21 protein-coding genes are annotated in these 15,622 nt (G+C 61.2%); 4 read left to right on the forward strand and 17 right to left on the reverse strand.

All coding sequences use genetic code 11. The features are described 5' to 3' along the window. Positions 1–34: 34 nt before the first annotated feature. From AC1VVG_RS16700 to AC1VVG_RS16710, 3 genes are all read right to left on the reverse strand, one after another. Complete coding sequence (locus AC1VVG_RS16700; protein WP_482835864.1) at positions 35–298, reverse strand: helix-turn-helix transcriptional regulator; 264 nt, start codon at positions 296–298, stop codon at positions 35–37. 425 nt (positions 299–723) lie between these two features. Continuing rightward, complete coding sequence (locus AC1VVG_RS16705) at positions 724–960, reverse strand: hypothetical protein (protein WP_482835865.1); 237 nt, start codon at positions 958–960, stop codon at positions 724–726. Further along, positions 953–1,183, reverse strand: coding sequence for a hypothetical protein (locus AC1VVG_RS16710; RefSeq protein ID WP_482835866.1), 231 nt, complete (start codon positions 1,181–1,183; stop codon positions 953–955). The genes AC1VVG_RS16705 and AC1VVG_RS16710 overlap by 8 nt, the downstream gene beginning before the upstream one ends. A 417-nt stretch (positions 1,184–1,600) precedes the next feature. On the opposite strand from AC1VVG_RS16710, the gene AC1VVG_RS16715 reads away from it, so the two are divergent. Further along, positions 1,601–1,852, forward strand: coding sequence for an excisionase (locus AC1VVG_RS16715; RefSeq protein ID WP_482835867.1), 252 nt, complete (start codon positions 1,601–1,603; stop codon positions 1,850–1,852). Positions 1,853–1,855: 3 nt separating this feature from the next. Here AC1VVG_RS16715 and AC1VVG_RS16720 read toward each other — a convergent pair whose 3' ends face one another. Next, the gene (locus AC1VVG_RS16720) at positions 1,856–2,122 is read right to left on the reverse strand and encodes a DUF4224 domain-containing protein (RefSeq protein ID WP_482835868.1); all 267 of its coding nucleotides are present in this window, start codon (positions 2,120–2,122) and stop codon (positions 1,856–1,858) included. Positions 2,123–2,271: 149 nt separating this feature from the next. Next, positions 2,272–2,478: a hypothetical protein gene (locus AC1VVG_RS16725; protein ID WP_482835869.1), complete on the reverse strand. Its 207-nt coding sequence runs from the start codon at positions 2,476–2,478 to the stop codon at positions 2,272–2,274. Between the two features lie 367 nt (positions 2,479–2,845). Here AC1VVG_RS16725 and AC1VVG_RS16730 point away from each other — a divergent pair, with 367 nt between their 5' ends. Both AC1VVG_RS16730 and AC1VVG_RS16735 read left to right on the forward strand, forming a co-directional pair. Beyond that, entirely contained in the window at positions 2,846–3,259 is a 414-nt protein-coding gene (locus AC1VVG_RS16730; RefSeq protein ID WP_482835870.1) for a PH domain-containing protein, read from the forward strand. A 315-nt stretch (positions 3,260–3,574) separates the two neighbouring features. Continuing rightward, the gene (locus AC1VVG_RS16735) at positions 3,575–3,859 is read left to right on the forward strand and encodes a hypothetical protein (protein ID WP_482835871.1); all 285 of its coding nucleotides are present in this window, start codon (positions 3,575–3,577) and stop codon (positions 3,857–3,859) included. Positions 3,860–3,994: 135 nt separating this feature from the next. Here the strand turns inward: AC1VVG_RS16735 and AC1VVG_RS16740 are convergent, their stop codons facing one another. The 8 genes from AC1VVG_RS16740 to mnmE form a co-directional block, all read right to left on the reverse strand. Next, positions 3,995–4,663, reverse strand: a complete 669-nt coding sequence (locus AC1VVG_RS16740) for a hypothetical protein (protein ID WP_482835872.1) — start codon at positions 4,661–4,663, stop codon at positions 3,995–3,997. Beyond that, positions 4,660–5,220: a hypothetical protein gene (locus AC1VVG_RS16745; protein WP_482835873.1), complete on the reverse strand. Its 561-nt coding sequence runs from the start codon at positions 5,218–5,220 to the stop codon at positions 4,660–4,662. The genes AC1VVG_RS16740 and AC1VVG_RS16745 overlap by 4 nt, the downstream gene beginning before the upstream one ends. Before the next feature lie 37 nt (positions 5,221–5,257). After that, the gene (gene dnaB / locus AC1VVG_RS16750) at positions 5,258–6,625 is read right to left on the reverse strand and encodes a replicative DNA helicase (protein ID WP_482835874.1); all 1,368 of its coding nucleotides are present in this window, start codon (positions 6,623–6,625) and stop codon (positions 5,258–5,260) included. Beyond that, entirely contained in the window at positions 6,622–7,407 is a 786-nt protein-coding gene (locus tag AC1VVG_RS16755; protein WP_482835875.1) for a hypothetical protein, read from the reverse strand. The genes dnaB and AC1VVG_RS16755 overlap by 4 nt, the downstream gene beginning before the upstream one ends. Positions 7,408–7,448: 41 nt before the next feature. Beyond that, complete coding sequence (locus AC1VVG_RS16760; protein ID WP_482835876.1) at positions 7,449–7,745, reverse strand: helix-turn-helix domain-containing protein; 297 nt, start codon at positions 7,743–7,745, stop codon at positions 7,449–7,451. A 334-nt stretch (positions 7,746–8,079) separates the two neighbouring features. Next, positions 8,080–8,628, reverse strand: coding sequence for a hypothetical protein (locus AC1VVG_RS16765; protein ID WP_482835877.1), 549 nt, complete (start codon positions 8,626–8,628; stop codon positions 8,080–8,082). A gap of 290 nt (positions 8,629–8,918) precedes the next feature. Next, positions 8,919–10,154: a tyrosine-type recombinase/integrase gene (locus AC1VVG_RS16770; RefSeq protein WP_482835878.1), complete on the reverse strand. Its 1,236-nt coding sequence runs from the start codon at positions 10,152–10,154 to the stop codon at positions 8,919–8,921. Between the two features lie 167 nt (positions 10,155–10,321). Next, positions 10,322–11,716, reverse strand: coding sequence for a tRNA uridine-5-carboxymethylaminomethyl(34) synthesis GTPase MnmE (gene mnmE, locus AC1VVG_RS16775; RefSeq protein WP_034190193.1), 1,395 nt, complete (start codon positions 11,714–11,716; stop codon positions 10,322–10,324). A 329-nt stretch (positions 11,717–12,045) separates the two neighbouring features. Between mnmE and AC1VVG_RS16780 the strand changes: the two genes are divergently transcribed. Continuing rightward, entirely contained in the window at positions 12,046–12,480 is a 435-nt protein-coding gene (locus AC1VVG_RS16780; RefSeq protein WP_034190192.1) for a transcriptional regulator, read from the forward strand. Positions 12,481–12,572: 92 nt separating this feature from the next. Here AC1VVG_RS16780 and yidC read toward each other — a convergent pair whose 3' ends face one another. From yidC to rpmH, 4 genes are all read right to left on the reverse strand, one after another. After that, complete coding sequence (gene yidC / locus AC1VVG_RS16785; protein ID WP_034190191.1) at positions 12,573–14,240, reverse strand: membrane protein insertase YidC; 1,668 nt, start codon at positions 14,238–14,240, stop codon at positions 12,573–12,575. An 8-nt stretch (positions 14,241–14,248) separates the two neighbouring features. After that, positions 14,249–14,515, reverse strand: a complete 267-nt coding sequence (gene yidD, locus AC1VVG_RS16790) for a membrane protein insertion efficiency factor YidD (RefSeq protein WP_006750110.1) — start codon at positions 14,513–14,515, stop codon at positions 14,249–14,251. A gap of 75 nt (positions 14,516–14,590) precedes the next feature. Further along, the gene (gene rnpA / locus AC1VVG_RS16795) at positions 14,591–15,052 is read right to left on the reverse strand and encodes a ribonuclease P protein component (RefSeq protein ID WP_006489941.1); all 462 of its coding nucleotides are present in this window, start codon (positions 15,050–15,052) and stop codon (positions 14,591–14,593) included. Between the two features lie 15 nt (positions 15,053–15,067). Beyond that, a complete protein-coding gene (gene rpmH, locus AC1VVG_RS16800; protein WP_004198824.1) occupies positions 15,068–15,202 on the reverse strand; it encodes a 50S ribosomal protein L34 in 135 nt (44 codons plus the stop codon). Positions 15,203–15,622 lie beyond the last annotated feature (420 nt).

Here is a 15,622-nt window from a genome sequence, read left to right on the forward strand (position 1 = left end):
GTCGGGCTAGGCGCGGTTGTAACAATTTTCAGAACTACCCTGCACTCCGGGAAAGGGAGGCCCGAAGCTCGTCGAATTTCACGCGGGCCGCCGCCCTCTCATCGTCCAGGAATTGCGCAACGTCGCGGATATCGGCGACCCATTTGCCGGCGCACTTCTGCATCGGCACGGGGAAATGCCCGAGACTCAGTTCGTTATAGGCAGTCTGCCGGGCATAGCCGATGGCTTCGCAAACCTCGTCAAGCGACAGGCGCAACTTGGAATCAAACTGCGCCATCAGGATAAATAGGGATTTCATCGAGTCCTCCTTTGCCTAGCACCACGGTCATCACTGACCGTAAAAAAACGAATCAGCCTCATCCGTAGACGCAAGACGATTCCGGTATCGAAATCGTCTTGACGTCGCGATTCCTACTGTTCGATTTTCCGCGCCTGTGCCGGCCTGCCGCCCCGGCGAGTCCGAGGTTCCGGAACGAGCCCCGGAACGAGCGCCTTGAAAGCCTGGAATTTCTGATCTTCCGTTGCAACCTGTAGAGCAGCCCAGAACTTACTGAATGCTACCCTTCCCGCTCGTGAATCTCGATGAAGCATGTTGCGCAGTTCCTCGGTCCTACGCATGATCTGATGGTCGAAAGGACTCCAATTCCGTCGCAATATTCCCAAGCGCCAGTTATCGCAGCTTAGGAAGTCACGACGCGGGCCTTTCGCTCCTTCAGGACGATCTCACCTCAACCAGAACTCATTGTCACCTGCGGACCATCTTACGACGTCAAAACCCTTCGGCCACTCGGTAGTTGCCGGAACCATACCCTCGGCCTCAATCTGCGCGCGCGTGCCGAAATATGACGCGCCACCTAAGCGCGGATCGAGAAGAATGGTCAGCTCGCCGATGTCGATCGGACACGACTTTGCGTCCGGCGAGGGTGCGTCATCGGGACGCTCGGTTTCGCGCTTAGCCATGTCGCACCTCCGCACCCAACTTCTCGATCATGTTCCGGGCTGTCTTGAGGAGCGTATCGATTGCAAGGAGCGAGTTCTCGACAACCTCGTGGTCGATGGACGGAGGCGGAATCTCACGAGTGATCTTCCGATGGTCGGCCAACCGAATAACTTTGGCTTTGCTGGCGGCCTGAGATGCAATCTTTGCATTAGCAGCCATGGCGCACCTCTGCGTCACGACCATGATGATCACCGACTCGATCAAATGTGCGATTAAGAAAGTATTGTTCGCCGGCCGGAACTCTGGCTTCGAGATTGCGTGACATGGTGGATCCTTGAGTGTTGGACCCGCCTTCCGTCGCCAAACGGGGTGGGCGGGCGAATGACAGGGTTGGCGAACCGGCACTCAAGGCATCCGGCATACCCTCGCGGGTATCCCCACCACCGCCCACCCATAGACTGGATGTGTGCGAAGTGTACAGACGAAAAAATACCGCCATGTGGCGGTCGTCATCCGCCTTGAGTGTCAGGTCGCCAAACCCGGTGCTTGTTGTCTCAAGCACGACTTAAGATTATGTCCGTCGCATCACAGCGTCAAGCGGATTTTATTGCGAACCGCGCGCGACGATGCGAACTCACGAACGAACGTAAGGAGATGCTGATGGCAGAGCGCGAGGACATCACAGAGAAGGCAACCAAAGGCACGAGGCCGAAGCTGATTCCGCTGAGTGTCTGGGCCGAAGAAACGTTCGGCGAGTACGCTCCACATCGCCACACCCTTCGCAACTGGGTCAACAACGGAAAGATTCGCCCCGTCCCGATCAAGATTGGCCGCTCATATTTCGTGAGCCCGAACGCACGGTACATCGATCCGGTCGCCGAGGAACTGCAACGGATGATCGACGGGTGCTGATGGTCATCTCGATCGAGTCTTCGCTCGCATCTTCTGTATCTCGTCTCGAAACGCGTCGAGGTTCGGGCCTGACTCGAGACTATCGTCAACGACGGCCGCCTTCATTCCTAACCGCTGATCGCGATATGCTCGCAGCACGTTTGGCAGGCCGTTGCGATCGACGACAAAGGACCAAGCGTTCTTGGTCAGCCAAGCCGACATAACGGCTCGCTGGTTCGGCCTGCATCCAACAAGATCAGCCAGTTCTTCGGACGTCAGGTAGTCGCTCATAGCGGAATCGACGTTTGGATCGCAGCAGGTCGCGCTCAGCATCTCCGATCGTGATGCGTTCATCGACAGGCAGCGCGCCGCCACGGTCAGGAAGCACGAGACGTTTCATAGAAATGGAAACCGATCTGGGAAATGGGCCGGAGCCTCTGTCACCCGAGCCTCGGTGGCTCAATCAGCGTTGCTAGGCGACGGATCTCCAGCGCCATGCCAAGAAACCGCGGAGTCCAGCCGGGGATCGGTGTCGTTCCCTTTAGCCAACGGCTCGGCGTGTTCTTGTCGACCCCGGCCATGCGGCAGAAGTCGGACTGCTTCCAGCCGAGCTGGTCAAGAGCGGTTTGAAACTCGTCAGGGGTCATGTGCCTTGCGCGCGCGAGAATGATCGTGTCCCGAGGATAGCACGCCTCCCCAAAAGAGGAGAAAAGATCAATTTCCCTCCGCAATTTGACATAACCTCCAATTATCAAATGTAGAGAAGTGGACAATTTTTGTCCGCATTTCGGGAGACACAAGCCGGATAAGGCGCACGAGCCGGTCAGGTTTTTGCACATTTTTTAGGCAATAGCGGCACCGGAAGTTATCCACATCCTGGCCCCAACATATGCCGCTGCCACCGTGGGTGGCACCGGCCATCCAGAACTGCCCGATCGGTTAAAGTTGTGGCCAGGAGTGCCGATAAATCTGAGAACTGGCACCATTACCAGAAAATTCACTACCGGGGATATCGTGGCGAAATACGTAGAAAAAAACCTCCTGTCTGAGGAGCAGATCGTCTACCAAGGGCAACTCAGCCTTTGGCACCTTGCTCCCAAGCTCGTCGCGGGACTGCTGCTTCTCCCTTTGTTCGGTATCGGTTTGCTCCTGTGGCTGGACGTCTTCATCCAATACAAATCCACTGAGCTAGCGATCACAAACAAACGAATCGTCGCGAAATTCGGGTTCATCCGGCGAAGCACGGTCGAAATCGGAATCCGCAAGATCGAAAGCATCCAGATCCATCAAGGCATCCTCGGTCGCCTCTTCGACTTCGGGTCGATCGTAATGGCTGGGGCCGGCAACCCGCAGGCCCCGATCCCGGGCATCTCCAATCCGATGGAGTTTCGCAAGCGCTTCCTGCAACAACAAGAGGCCACTGCATAATCCTGACCGCGACCGCAGGGCCATCAGTGATCTCCGGGGCCGAGGGTCAGCCGCAAAAGCGGCCGCCAGCAATCCAGATCGCGGGCGGGCGCCGCACGTCTTCGCCATGTGCGGCCTCGTTCATGGGGTTTGTTTCTCTATTGCCGTCGGAAAGCGTCGACCCGAGCACTTCTGAGCGTGCAACATGAGTTCGTCCGGCTTACGGGGGGACATCGACAGCGGCAAGAAGTGGCCATTCGAAGTGGCCCTCGAACGGCTCAGCACTGCGTAAGTCACGGCAAACATGGGATTGATGCAATTCAACAGGAGACCATGATGAATTGGTTCATTACACGCGTCGAGCTGCACGGTGCCACGGAGGCGGACTATCAGCGGCTGCATGAGGAAATGGAGGCGCGGAGGTTCTTCCGGTCGATTCAAGACCAATCCGGAACACTGCATCAATTGCCGACAGCCATGTACTTCTCGCAGTCGATCGAGCTCGACGCCGTCGGCGTGAAAGGCCTCGCCGTTGCCGCTGCGAATACTACTGGGCGCCGGTCATGGGTAATCACATGCCTGACGACCCAGTGGGCCGCCCAAGGTTTGCCGGCAGCCTGAGCGGCGCGGGGCTAAGCGCGCCGCAATCGGTCTCTGCATTCCCGTAGGAAGTCAGCTATGCGCCGGCGCTCCTCGAGTGACTCCGCGGAGCGCTGGCCGTGCACCCAAGCATTCTGTGCCGCAATCGCCTTTCCTTCATCGGATTTCGGCCCGGTCGATCGCTCCCACGGCTTCCAACGTCGGATCGCTTCCGCTTGTCTTGCGCGTCGCTCGGATGTCCAGCCGTTCGCCATGATGATGCTCCAATAGTTCGTTCGATTGAGCGACGTCGCTTTCTTGCGCGCGCGCGCATGAGTCCGCCACGGCACCCGGCGCAGATCCGTTGTTCACCTGTTGATGGCCGTGCGCGATGTTCGCCTGCTTCACGAAGGCAACCGCTCGCGGGTTCTTGATCTCGGCCAACGCTTCTAACGTCGCCCGGCATTGAGCCTGAGCTTTCATGGCATGGCGAAGATGTGCATCGGCCTGGTTCAAGTACTCAGCATTGAAAGCCTTTCGCGCGAGGTGGTTGAACATCATGTCTAGCGTGTTCGCCTGCGTCATCAACATCGTTTCGATCGATGCCGTGTCGCCGGCGATTACCGCGTCAGCCTGCTTCCGGAGTTCGGAGGCGTAGGCGGTGAAATCGATGTCCCGGCCAAACATCGGTCTGGCGTAATGCAGCCCCGCCTCCGCCCCTCGGATGATAGAGCTGCCGGCAATGGTCGCGCGCCGTTGCTCTGGGCTCATCCCTCGATCATCGTCAACGCACAAGATCTTCTGCTTACCGCGTGGCTCCTTCTTCTCCTGCGCAGCCTTGGTCATACTGTCTCCGTTTGCGGAGGAATATCCACAAGCGTGTCGCCGATTTGGATCGTGCGACCGACCAGGTGCGGAGAATTGTCCGGCGTAAGCATCATGCCGGCGGCAACGGCGGCTTCTCTCACCTGCACCGCAAGCCCGGGTAAGGCGGCGCAGGCATTCGCATATCGTTGAACGGCTGCTAGGTAAGCGTCGCGGGCCGCGCGCCGCCGCGCGCCATGCATTTGCTGCTGCAACGACTCTTGCTCCGCCCGCAACGCCGAGAGACGAGGCTCGCTTGCATCATCGGCCGACAGTTCGCGCTGTTGACGCAGAGCTTCAGCCAGACGACCTGGATCGTCCAGCGTGCCGGCAGCAGCCCGCTCCGTGAGTTTGGCGATTGACGCAGCTACTGCTTGCCGGCGGAGCATGACTGCTTGCGCATTTGCCTGCATCAATTCGATATCGTCGTCGACGCGTGAAAGTCGCCGCTGCAAGTCAGCGAGCTCCGCCGATTGGGGTTGTCGTTCAGCCTCATGGGACCCACGGCTCATACCGGTAATGCGACCAAGAATGCTCATTGAATTTCCTTTATCCGACGAGTGTTTTCCATAAACCTCATTTGAAGCCGCGAGGTTTCGATTTTTCCGGCTCGCTGTGAGTCGGCCAGACGCCGACATGGCTTTCGAACCGAGTGAACTCGCCGCGGTACGTCAGCGGGATGTCGCCCGTGCGGCCGTGGCGAAATTTGGCGAGTCGCAGTTGGGCGAAGCCGTGCCACTGGGCGCCGCAGTTCGGGTTCGCGATCTCCTCGCGGTGGATAAACAGCACCGCGTCCGCATCCTGCTCGATCGAGCCCGAATCACGCAGATCGGAAAGCTGAGGCGTCCGGTTTGCACGCTGCTCGACCTGGCGGTTGAGTTGGGCGAGCGCGATCACCGCGACGTTCAGTTCTTTCGCAAGCGACTTCAGACCGCGCGAGATGCCTTCGATCTCGGCATTACGGTTCACGCCTTCGCCCTGCATGAGCTGCAGGTAGTCGACGATCAGAACATCGAGACCCGATTTTCGCTTCACCATCCGAGCCTTCGAGCGCACGTCTAGGAGGCGCAGGGACGGCTGATCATCGACGTACAGCTTCAGGTCGCGGACTTTGGTAGCCGCAACCGTCACGTGATCCCAGAAAGCGTTGTCGTCCGGCGCTTCCATGACTTGTGACAGTGAGATACTGCCGAGCGACGCGATGTTCCGATCGTGCAATTCCGATTCCGGCATTTCCATCGACAGATACAGCACGCCGTGGTCACGAGCGATGTTCGTACCGATGTTCATCGACAAGGCCGTTTTCCCCATGCCCGGGCGTCCGGCCAGAATCACCGTCCAGCCGGGGCGAAGGCCACCGTTGAGCACCTTGTCGAGATCGTCATACCCGGTCGAAATGCGCCGCTCGGCGCCATTCGACCGGCGCTCGAGCACATTGATGTGTGCGCAGAGCCCCTCAGCTGCAAGCTTGGGTTCGCTCTTCACGGATGCTTCGCCGAGCGCTTCAATCCGGGTTGCCGCCCGGTCGATGAGGGTCGCAGCGTCGTCAGCCGTGACGCCGACCGATTCCTGAATGTCCGCGGCGGCTGCGAGCAAACCACGCTTCTGGGCACGGTCACGCACGATACCGGCATTCCGCGCAATCGAAACGGCACTCGGCGCGTTCTGCGTGAGCGCGTTGAGGTACGGCATTCCGCCAACGTCGTCGACTTTCCCTTTGCCGCGCAGACGCTCGAACAGGCTGACGATGTCAGCACCTTGACCGTTGGCGATCATGTCGACGATCTCGATGAAGATCGCCCGATGGTCTCCACGATAGAAGTGCTCCGTCCGCAGGTCGCCTATCCGGTCGATCGAGTCGTTGTCGTTGAGCAGGATGCCGAGGACTGCTTGCTCGGCTTCCACGCTCTGCGGAACAGCGCGCTGGATGTCGTTCGCAGTCATGCCGCCTCCTGACTCGGCTTGGCGATGTCGTAGGCGCGACGGGCCTGCTCTCCGGCCGTCGTGAGGCGGCAGTTTTCGTATGCGTCGAAGAACCACAGATGAAACCAGTTGCCCTTCACCGCGTTCCGGAAATGAGCGCGCCAATCAGCTTGCTTTTTTGCGGGGACTTCGAGAAAGCGTTCCTTGAAAACCTCCCAACAAACGTTGAGCATTTCGTACGGCACCTTCGTTTTTTTACCCCACCGGAAGATCGGATCCGATTCCGGGATGGGGTCCTCGTCGGTCGCCGCCAACGAATCCAACCATGCCTGCAGGGGCACGTCATCGCGTTTCGCACGCTTCGGCTTTGCAGCGGTTTTCCGAGAAGCCGGCGCGGGGGACTCAATACTTGCTTTCAGTTCAATACTTGCTACTTCTTCAATACTTACTTGCGTCGGATTAGCCGTATGCGGCTGGTCCGTATGCGGCAAAGCCGTAAGCGGTGCCGCTTCCGGATTTCCCGTAAGCGGTTCGAGCCGACACTCCGAGACCAGGTAGTCGACTTCGGAAAACGTCCCGCCATCGTTTTTCGACTGTGCGCGGTTGATATAACCGACCTGCTGCAGCTCACGGAGGATCCGATAGACAGCGTCACGACCGCTCGGCATCGACGCCGCGTCGGTCTCGTTCACCAATGCCTGAACACTGACGCGCCAGTGATCGGGTTTACCGAGCAAGAAGACCAGGAGACCACGCGCCGCCCACGACAGGTGCTTGTCCTCGCTGATCTTCTTGTCGAGCATGTAGAAGTTGGACTGGGGGCGCGGAGCGCGAACGATCGGCATTAGGCGTCCCCCAGGAAGTACTGGCCGACGCGGTGCTTTTCGCCTTCCGGGCCATAGCGGTGAATCCAGCGCATCCCGATCGGATAGCCGGCGCGCCGCAGTTCCATGATGCGCCGCGGCAGATGGAGGGAGCCGAGGATCACGTAGCCGTCGACGGTGTCGAGCGGGCGACGTTTGAGCCACGCGAGAATGCGAGCTCGTTGCGCTTCGGCGGACGTTCCTTTACGATTGACCGCGGTGGTCTTTTGGGTCGCGCCCTGGCGGGGGTTGCGGCCCTTGTCGTTTGTGGTGGTCATGGCACGCCTCCTTAAGCCGTCCGTGCTGCTGCGCACGTGGCGAGGTAAGCGTCCAGTTCCTGCTCGAGGAACAATGTGATGCGAGGACCGATCTTGAACGGCTTGGGGAAGTTGGGCTCGTTCTTCGCCCGCAGCCAAAGGGTACTGAGACCGATGCCCAGTTTCTCTGCTGCCTTTGCAGGCCGAAGGCCCCGGGGTGTAGCGATATTCGCTGCTGACATTTGAACCTCGTCTATTAAGGTCTAGTCGCACGTTGTTGCGACCTGTCAGCAATACTATTTACGGGCTTTGCGCCGGTCATTCCCATAACTCGGCGCTATTTTAGGAACGCGCGCTAATCGAACGAGAGAGCACGTGACCGCTTTATAGACTCTTGTACCTCTTGGTCGTAGTAGTACTTGCGGATGGCGTGTTCATTGCAAACCTTTTTCGCGCGAAACGGCTCCCACGGCCCCCAGTGCTTGTCTCCATTGTGCGCTTCTATGATGGCAGCTATGACATCCTCCGCTTCACGACAGGCTTCATCGACAGGCAGTTCGTGGAAGCGGTGAAGATATTCGACGATCGACGCGGCTAGAATTTTCCGGCCGTAGGAGTCAGGACTGCGCCCTTTCTTGCCTTGGTTCAGATGCAGCGCTTTGTCGGGGGAGACGCCGGCCGCCATGAGGCCGAAGGCGCGCGCCAAGTAGTCTCGAACAAAGCCTGGCACTGGCAGAACCTCGCCGGAATTCGGATGAACGTTCTTCGTCGAAGTGAGGAATGCAATCGCACCTAGCACGTTACGCGCGGCCTCCTCATCTCCGCGCTCAGCCCGCTTCAGTTCTTCCCAGAGAGGCACCTCAAACAGAAAACGGAACAACTTCTCGTAGTCGACCGACGACATTGCGCCCTCACGCAACAACCCTCTGTAAGGAGTCGTGCCAACCGGGGAGGGACCCGGCTTTCGGGGATCATCCTAGGCACGGCGTAATCGATTAGAAGTATTCACGAACTACGTCGTTGACATCCTCTCCCAATATGATCGTTGCGCGTTCGACCGCGTCAGCGGCACGTATCAAGTCCTCGTCACGAGTCTGCCGGGATCGAGCTTTGGCAATACAGATTGCTGCGACTCCCAGCTGCAAGCGCACCATTTCGATCTCGTATTCATTCATCATAGGCACTCGATATCGATCAAGCCGCTGACGGGCCACAATTACCGATCACGACCTTCTTCTCCCCACCGACCTGAGCCTCAACAAACTCCGCCCATAGTTGGAGGATCTTCCGACGCTCGTCGGCATACTCGGCCCGGTTGTACACGCCCTTGATACCCTTGATCGAGTGCGCCAGTGCCTTCTCGATCGCATCCGACGACATGCCCATCTCATGCAGGTGTGTCGACGCAGTACGGCGAAAGTCGTGCAGGACGAAGTGCTGAACATCGAGACTGAGCGAGCGCACAGCCTGGTTGAGCGTGCTCTTCGCGATAGGCTGGTCACCGCGGCCGCGCGTCGACGGGAATACATGCTCGTGGCTGCCCGTCTGCTCGTACAGTTCGCGGAGCATCGCAACGGCCTGCGAGGACAGGTAGACCCAATGCTCCTTGTCCTTCTTCATCCGGTCAGCAGGAATGCGCCAGATGCCGGCGTCGAGATCGAACTCCGACCACCGCGCCTCGATCAGCTCGGACTTCCGGACCATCGTCAGGATCAGCAGGTGGATCGCGAGCTTGAGCGCGCGGCGAATGTCTGAAGCGTAGACGGCCCGCAGCACGGTCCCGACCTCATCAGGGGAGAGGACTCGCGTGCGGCTGTCCTGAGTGGCGACGAAGCGCGCGACGACGGCATGTGCAGGATTCGTCGGTGCAAGCTGGCGCGCAATCGCGTATTCGAACAGTCGTTTGATGACGTTCCGAGTCGAGAGCGCCATCTTGGGCGCGCCGCGGGCCTTGATCCGGTCGCAGATTGCCAGCACGTCGCCAGGCGTCACGTCCGGCAGCGGTTTGTTGCCGATCGCGGGATAGATGTCCTTCTCGAGCGCGCGCTTGATCGTCCGACCGTACTCGGGGGACATCCCCGCGATCTGGGTTGTGTACCAATCGTCGCCGAACTCCCGAACCGTATCGAAGCGCTTCACGGCGCCGCGATCCTTCTTGGCATCGGCGATAGGGGAAACACCTTTGGCGACGATCTCAGCGTAGCGGCGGGCCTTCTCGCGCGCATCCTGCAGCGTGACTGCGGGATAGTCGCCGATCGTCACCATCGGCTGGCGTTCGCCATGCAGTGTGTACCGGTAGCGCCAGACCTTCGACCCCGACGTCATGACCTCCAGCACAAGGCCACCACCGTCCGAAATACGGTAGCGCGCCACCTTCGGCTTGAGCGCCTTGATGCGGGTGTCATTCAGCGGGACGACAGTTTTCGGCATGGTTGGTACACATCAATTGGGACACAACGTCCATGTGTACCTAAATGTGTACCATCAAAGGCTGGATGTCAATAGACAACCTTGGGCAACGCTAGGCGATCAATCCTAGCATTCACAAGGGTTTCAGAGGGGTGACTAGACGACCCTAGACAACCTTGGGCGACTGGTTATTTTCCAATGCAGAACCTGCTGAAAATCACCCCCAGCAGATCATCCGACGTGAACTCCCCGGTAATCGAATTCAGTTGCTCCTGCGCGAGCCGCAGCTCCTCGGCAAACAGGTCGAGCGACTGAGCGCGTTGCTCCGCGTGATCCGCCGCCTGCGCCAGGTGTTCCTGCGCGGCCCGCAGCGCGATCAGATGCCGCTCGCGCGCGAGGTATACGCCTTCGGCGCCCGCCTGCCACCCGGCGATCCGCAGCAGTTCCGCGCGCAGCATGTCGATGCCGTCGCCGCGCTTCGCCGACAGATGCACCTCGGTCAGGTCGCCTTCCGCCGCCGGATGCTCGACGCACGCCGGCACGCCGGTCAGGTCCGTCTTGTTCAGCACGCGCACCACCGGCACGCCGCCGGGAAAGCGCGCCGCGATCACTTCGTCATCGGGCGTCATTCCCGTGCGCGAATCGAGCAGATGCAGCACGACATCCGCGCGCTCGATCTCGCTCCACGTGCGCGCGATGCCGATCCGCTCGACTTCATCCTCGGTCTCGCGCAGCCCGGCCGTATCGATGATGTGCAGCGGAATCCCCTCGACCTGGATGGTCTGCGCGACCTTGTCGCGCGTCGTCCCGGCGATCGGCGTGACGATCGCCAGCTCCGCGCCGGCCAGCGCATTCAGCAGCGACGACTTGCCGACGTTCGGCTGCCCCGCGAGCACGACCGACAGCCCTTCGCGCAGCAGCGCCCCCTGCCGCGCATCGCCGAGCACATGCGCCAGCTGCGCGCGGATCCTCGCGAGCTTGCCGCGCGCGTCGGCCGCCTCGAGGAAGTCGATCTCCTCTTCCGGAAAATCGAGCGTCGCCTCGACCAGCATCCGCAACGTGATCACGTCGTCGACGAGCGCATGGATCTGCCGCGAGAACGCCCCATCGAGCGAACGCCCCGCCGAGCGCGCCGCGGCCTCCGTGCTCGCCTCGATCAGGTCGGCGACGGCCTCGGCCTGCGCGAGGTCGAGCTTGTCGTTCAGGAACGCGCGGCGCGTGAACTCGCCCGGCTCCGCGAGCCGCAGCCCGAAACCGCGCCCGGCATCCAGGCAACGCTGCAGCAGCAGTTGCATCACGATCGGCCCGCCATGCCCCTGCAGTTCGAGCACGTGCTCGCCGGTGTACGAATGCGGCGCCGGGAAATACAGCGCGATCCCGCGGTCGAGCGGCGCGCCATGCTCGTCGAGGAACGGCACGTAGCTCGCATGGCGCGGCGCCAGCTTCTGCCCGCACAACGCGTCGATCAGCGGCAGCGCGGCCGCGTCGCCGCCGCGCCCGAACGATACGCGGACGACCCCGATGCCCCCTCGGCCGGCAGCAGTGGCGATGGCGACGATCGGATCGGAGTCGGTAGCGAGCATGGGAATCGGGTGATCAGGATGAAAACGGTGCGCCCGCACAACAGTTCGGGCATCGGAACGCCGGCATTGTAGCGTGCCGGCTCACACGCGACCGGCCACCGTGCCGGATTCGAACTCGCCCGAATTTATCCCGCCGGGGATAAGCCGAGTATCAGTCCAGCGCGATGACTTTGCCACCGTTTCGGACGAGTATGCCCGCTGGAGCGCCCCAACGATTTGCCCCCAAATTTCCGCACTCCATCCGGCCAAGGTCGCGATTCGTCCGAAAGAGATACGTTTAGCTCATATGGTTGTCTGAAACGCCTCGATGGAATTGCACAATCTCCCCCATGCCGACATCCGAAGAAAAAGCCGCGTTCTCGGAACGCCTGAAATTCGCCCTGCGGCGCAGCCCGGAGAAGGTCACCGGCGCGACCGAGCTGGCGAATCGATTCAATCTGCGCCACCGCGGAACGCATCCCGTTTCGCCGCAAACCGCGCACAAGTGGCTGACGGGGCGCACGATTCCGACATCGGACAAACTCGAAACGCTCGCCGAATGGTTGCGCGTCGAAGTGCACTGGCTGCACTACGGGCCGTCGCCAAGCGTGATCGAACACCCGACGCCGCAACCGCTGCCCCGCGACGAGCGCTACCCGCCGACGCCCGAGACGATCGAACTCGCGTCGAAGATCGAGGCGCTGTCGCCGCATCAGCGCTACCTCGTGCAGGAACTGGTCGAGCAGTTCTACGGCGATCTGAAACTCGAAGCGAAGAAAGCCTGACCGGGAACGGCGCGCCGCCGCCGTCGCCGCCGGGAAACAAAAAAGCCGCATGGTCATGAACCATGCGGCTTTTTTTGCGTGCGTCGCGGGCGTCAGGCAGGCTTCTTCTTGACGCCGCCGAGCTTGCGCGTGATGTAGTACTGCTGCGCGATCGACAGCACGTTGTTCACGACGTAGTACAGCACCAGGCCGGCCGGGAAGAAGAAGAACATCACCGAGAACGCGATCGGCATGAACTTCATCATCTTCGCCTGGACGGGGTCCGGCGGCGTCGGGTTCAGGCTCGTCTGCACGAACATCGACACGGCCATCAGCACCGGCAGGATGAAGAACGGATCGCGCTGCGACAGATCGTGAATCCACAGAATCCACGGCGCGCCGCGCATTTCGACCGAGGCGAGCAGCACCCAGTACAGCGAGATGAACACCGGGATCTGGATCACGACCGGCAGGCAGCCGCCGAACGGATTGACCTTCTCGGTCTTGTACAGCTCCATCAGCGCGGCATTCATCTTCTGCGGATCGCTCTTGAAGCGTTCGCGCAGCGCCTGCATGCGCGGCGTGATTTCCTTCATGCGTGCCATCGACTTGTAGCTCGCGGCCGACAGCGGGAAGAACACGGCCTTGATCAGCACCGTCAGCAGCACGATCGCCCAGCCCCAGTTGCCGACGTAGCTGTGGATCTTCTCGAGCAGCCAGAACAGCGGCTTCGCGATGATCGTCACCCAGCCGTAGTCCTTCACGAGCTCCAGGCCCGGCGCGATGCCTTCGAGCATGCGCTCTTCTTCCGGACCGGCGAACAGGCGCGCCTGCACGTCGGCCGACTGGCCCGGCGCGATCGCGGCGACCGGCTGCTTCACGCCGACGCGGTACAGCGTCGGATCGATCTTTTCAGCGTAGATGTCGCGCTTCACGCCCTGCTGCGGAATCCACGCCGACGCGAAGTAGTGCTGCACCATCGCGACCCAGCCGTTGTCGGCGGAGTTCACGAAGTCGGCCTTGTTCTTGTCGAGGTCGCTGAAGTTGATCTTCTGGAAGTGCTTCGCGTCCGTGTAGACCGCCGGCCCGAGGAACGTGTGCGAGAACATCGGCGTTTCGACGGCCGTGTTGTCGCGCACCAGTTCCATGTAGACCGTCGGCGTGACAGGCGCCGTGCCGACGTTGTCGATCTTGGTGTCGACGCCGATCACGTAGCTGCCGCGCGTGAACGTGTAGGTCTTCACGACCTTCACGCCGCCCTTCACCGGCGACTCGAACGACAGCTTCAGCGTGTTCTGGTCGCCCGTCAGCGACGTCGAGCCGGGGTTCAGCTGCGTGTAGACGTCGTTGTGGTTCGGGAAATCGCCGCCGAGCAGGCCCGTGCGCGCGAGATACGTGTGGCCGGCCGTGTGGTCGAACAGCGTGATGTACAGGTCGGGCTGCTTGCCGTCGCCCTGCTTCTTCAGCGTCAGCTTCGCGAGCGTGCCGCCGCGCGTGTCGATTTCGCCGTCATACACGTCGGTCGAGAACTTCACGAGCTGCGCCTGCGCGGCCGGGGCCGTCGTCGTCGGTGCGGCGCCGGCCGCGGCGGCAGGCACTTCACCTGCGGTCGTCGTCGTCGCGCCCGTGCCCGATGCGCCGCCGGCCGCGGCCGCGGGGGCCGTCTGCGTGGCGCTCGGGAAGAACATCGACGGGCGTCCATGGGACCGCTGCCAGTTGTCGTACAGCATGACAGCTGACATGAAGAAGATCACCCATAGGACGGTGCGTTTGATATCCATGCGTTGTCTCAGAGTCGATGGGACCGCGCGTCGGCTTCGCCGCGAGCGCGAGTGTCGGAGTTGGGCGGCGGGACGAGGTCGATGCCGCCCGCGGAAAACGGATGGCATCGGCACACGCGCCTGACGGCGAGATACGTGCCGCGCGCGGCGCCATGATACTGGATTGCCTCGCGCGCGTAATCCGAACAGGAAGGATAAAAACGGCAACGGTTGCCGAGCATCGGGCTCACGGCAACCTTGTAGAAGCGCAGCAAGGCGATCAGTACCGTTTCCATACCTTGGGCGGCGCCGTACGACGCCGCGTCAAAACCGGCCGGGCAGGCGCGAACGCCGCACCGGGCACGGATGCGTCACTCGGACGCGGGCTTCGACGCACGGCGCGCGATTTCCCGGACTGCCCTGTCGAGCAGTTCGCGGATCTCGGCCGCGCACATCGCCGCGAGCGGGGCGGAAGCCGCGCTCGGCAGCGCTTTCTTGTCGAAGCGCGTGTGCTGCCGCAGCAGCAGGTCGTAACCGGCGAATTCGGCCCGGCGCAGGCGAAACTGATCGCGCGCCAGCCGCTTCACGAGGTTACGCGTCACCGCTCGCGGCGCATACTTCTTGCCGATGACGAGCCCCAGACGTGCAGGCTGACCGGTCGGCTTGCCGTAAATCACGAAGTGCGCGGAGCGCCGCCAGGGGCGCAAACGAAAAACGGATGAAAATTCATCCGTTTTCAGAAGTCGCGCAGCTTTCGGGAAGGCGGCTTTCGTCTGCGACGGATTCGCACCCGGCTCGACGGCACCTTCCGCAGGACTGCGGACGGCGGACACAGCGCGCAACCTGCCTTAGATGGCGAGGCGCTTGCGGCCCTTCGCGCGGCGAGCGTTGATGACCTTGCGGCCACCTGCCGTCTTCATGCGGACACGGAAGCCATGGGTGCGCTTGCGGCGCGTCACGGACGGTTGGTAAGTACGTTTCATGATGTTCTCACTTGTTCGAGAATGTCGAAATTCAGGGGACCGCGTGCCCTTAACCGGAGGCATTCGGGCGAACGCAATCGCCGGGAATACAGGATTGGTTTTCGCGGAACCCGTTATTTAAACCGTTTTTCCGTTGACGGTCAATACTTTACGAGTCGCTCGCCTGTGCCGGGCCGCTCCGATCCGGCCCCGCGCCCCACAAACACAGCCTGTGGATAAGTCCCGCTGTGGCCGCGTTTGGCGTTAGAATCTCGCCTTATCTCCAAGAATCCCGCACGCCGCCTCGGCTCGCGCCTGCCCCTCCAACACTGTGACGCAGGCGTCCGAGGCACGCTCGCACGACCGCTTCGGGCCTTGTTGCGCGACCGCGACAAGGGCGCCGGCGAGCCGCGCTGTGCACGCAAAAAACGACAGTTACTT

The sequence above is a fragment of the Burkholderia sp. L-4 genome, from assembly GCF_056856535.1.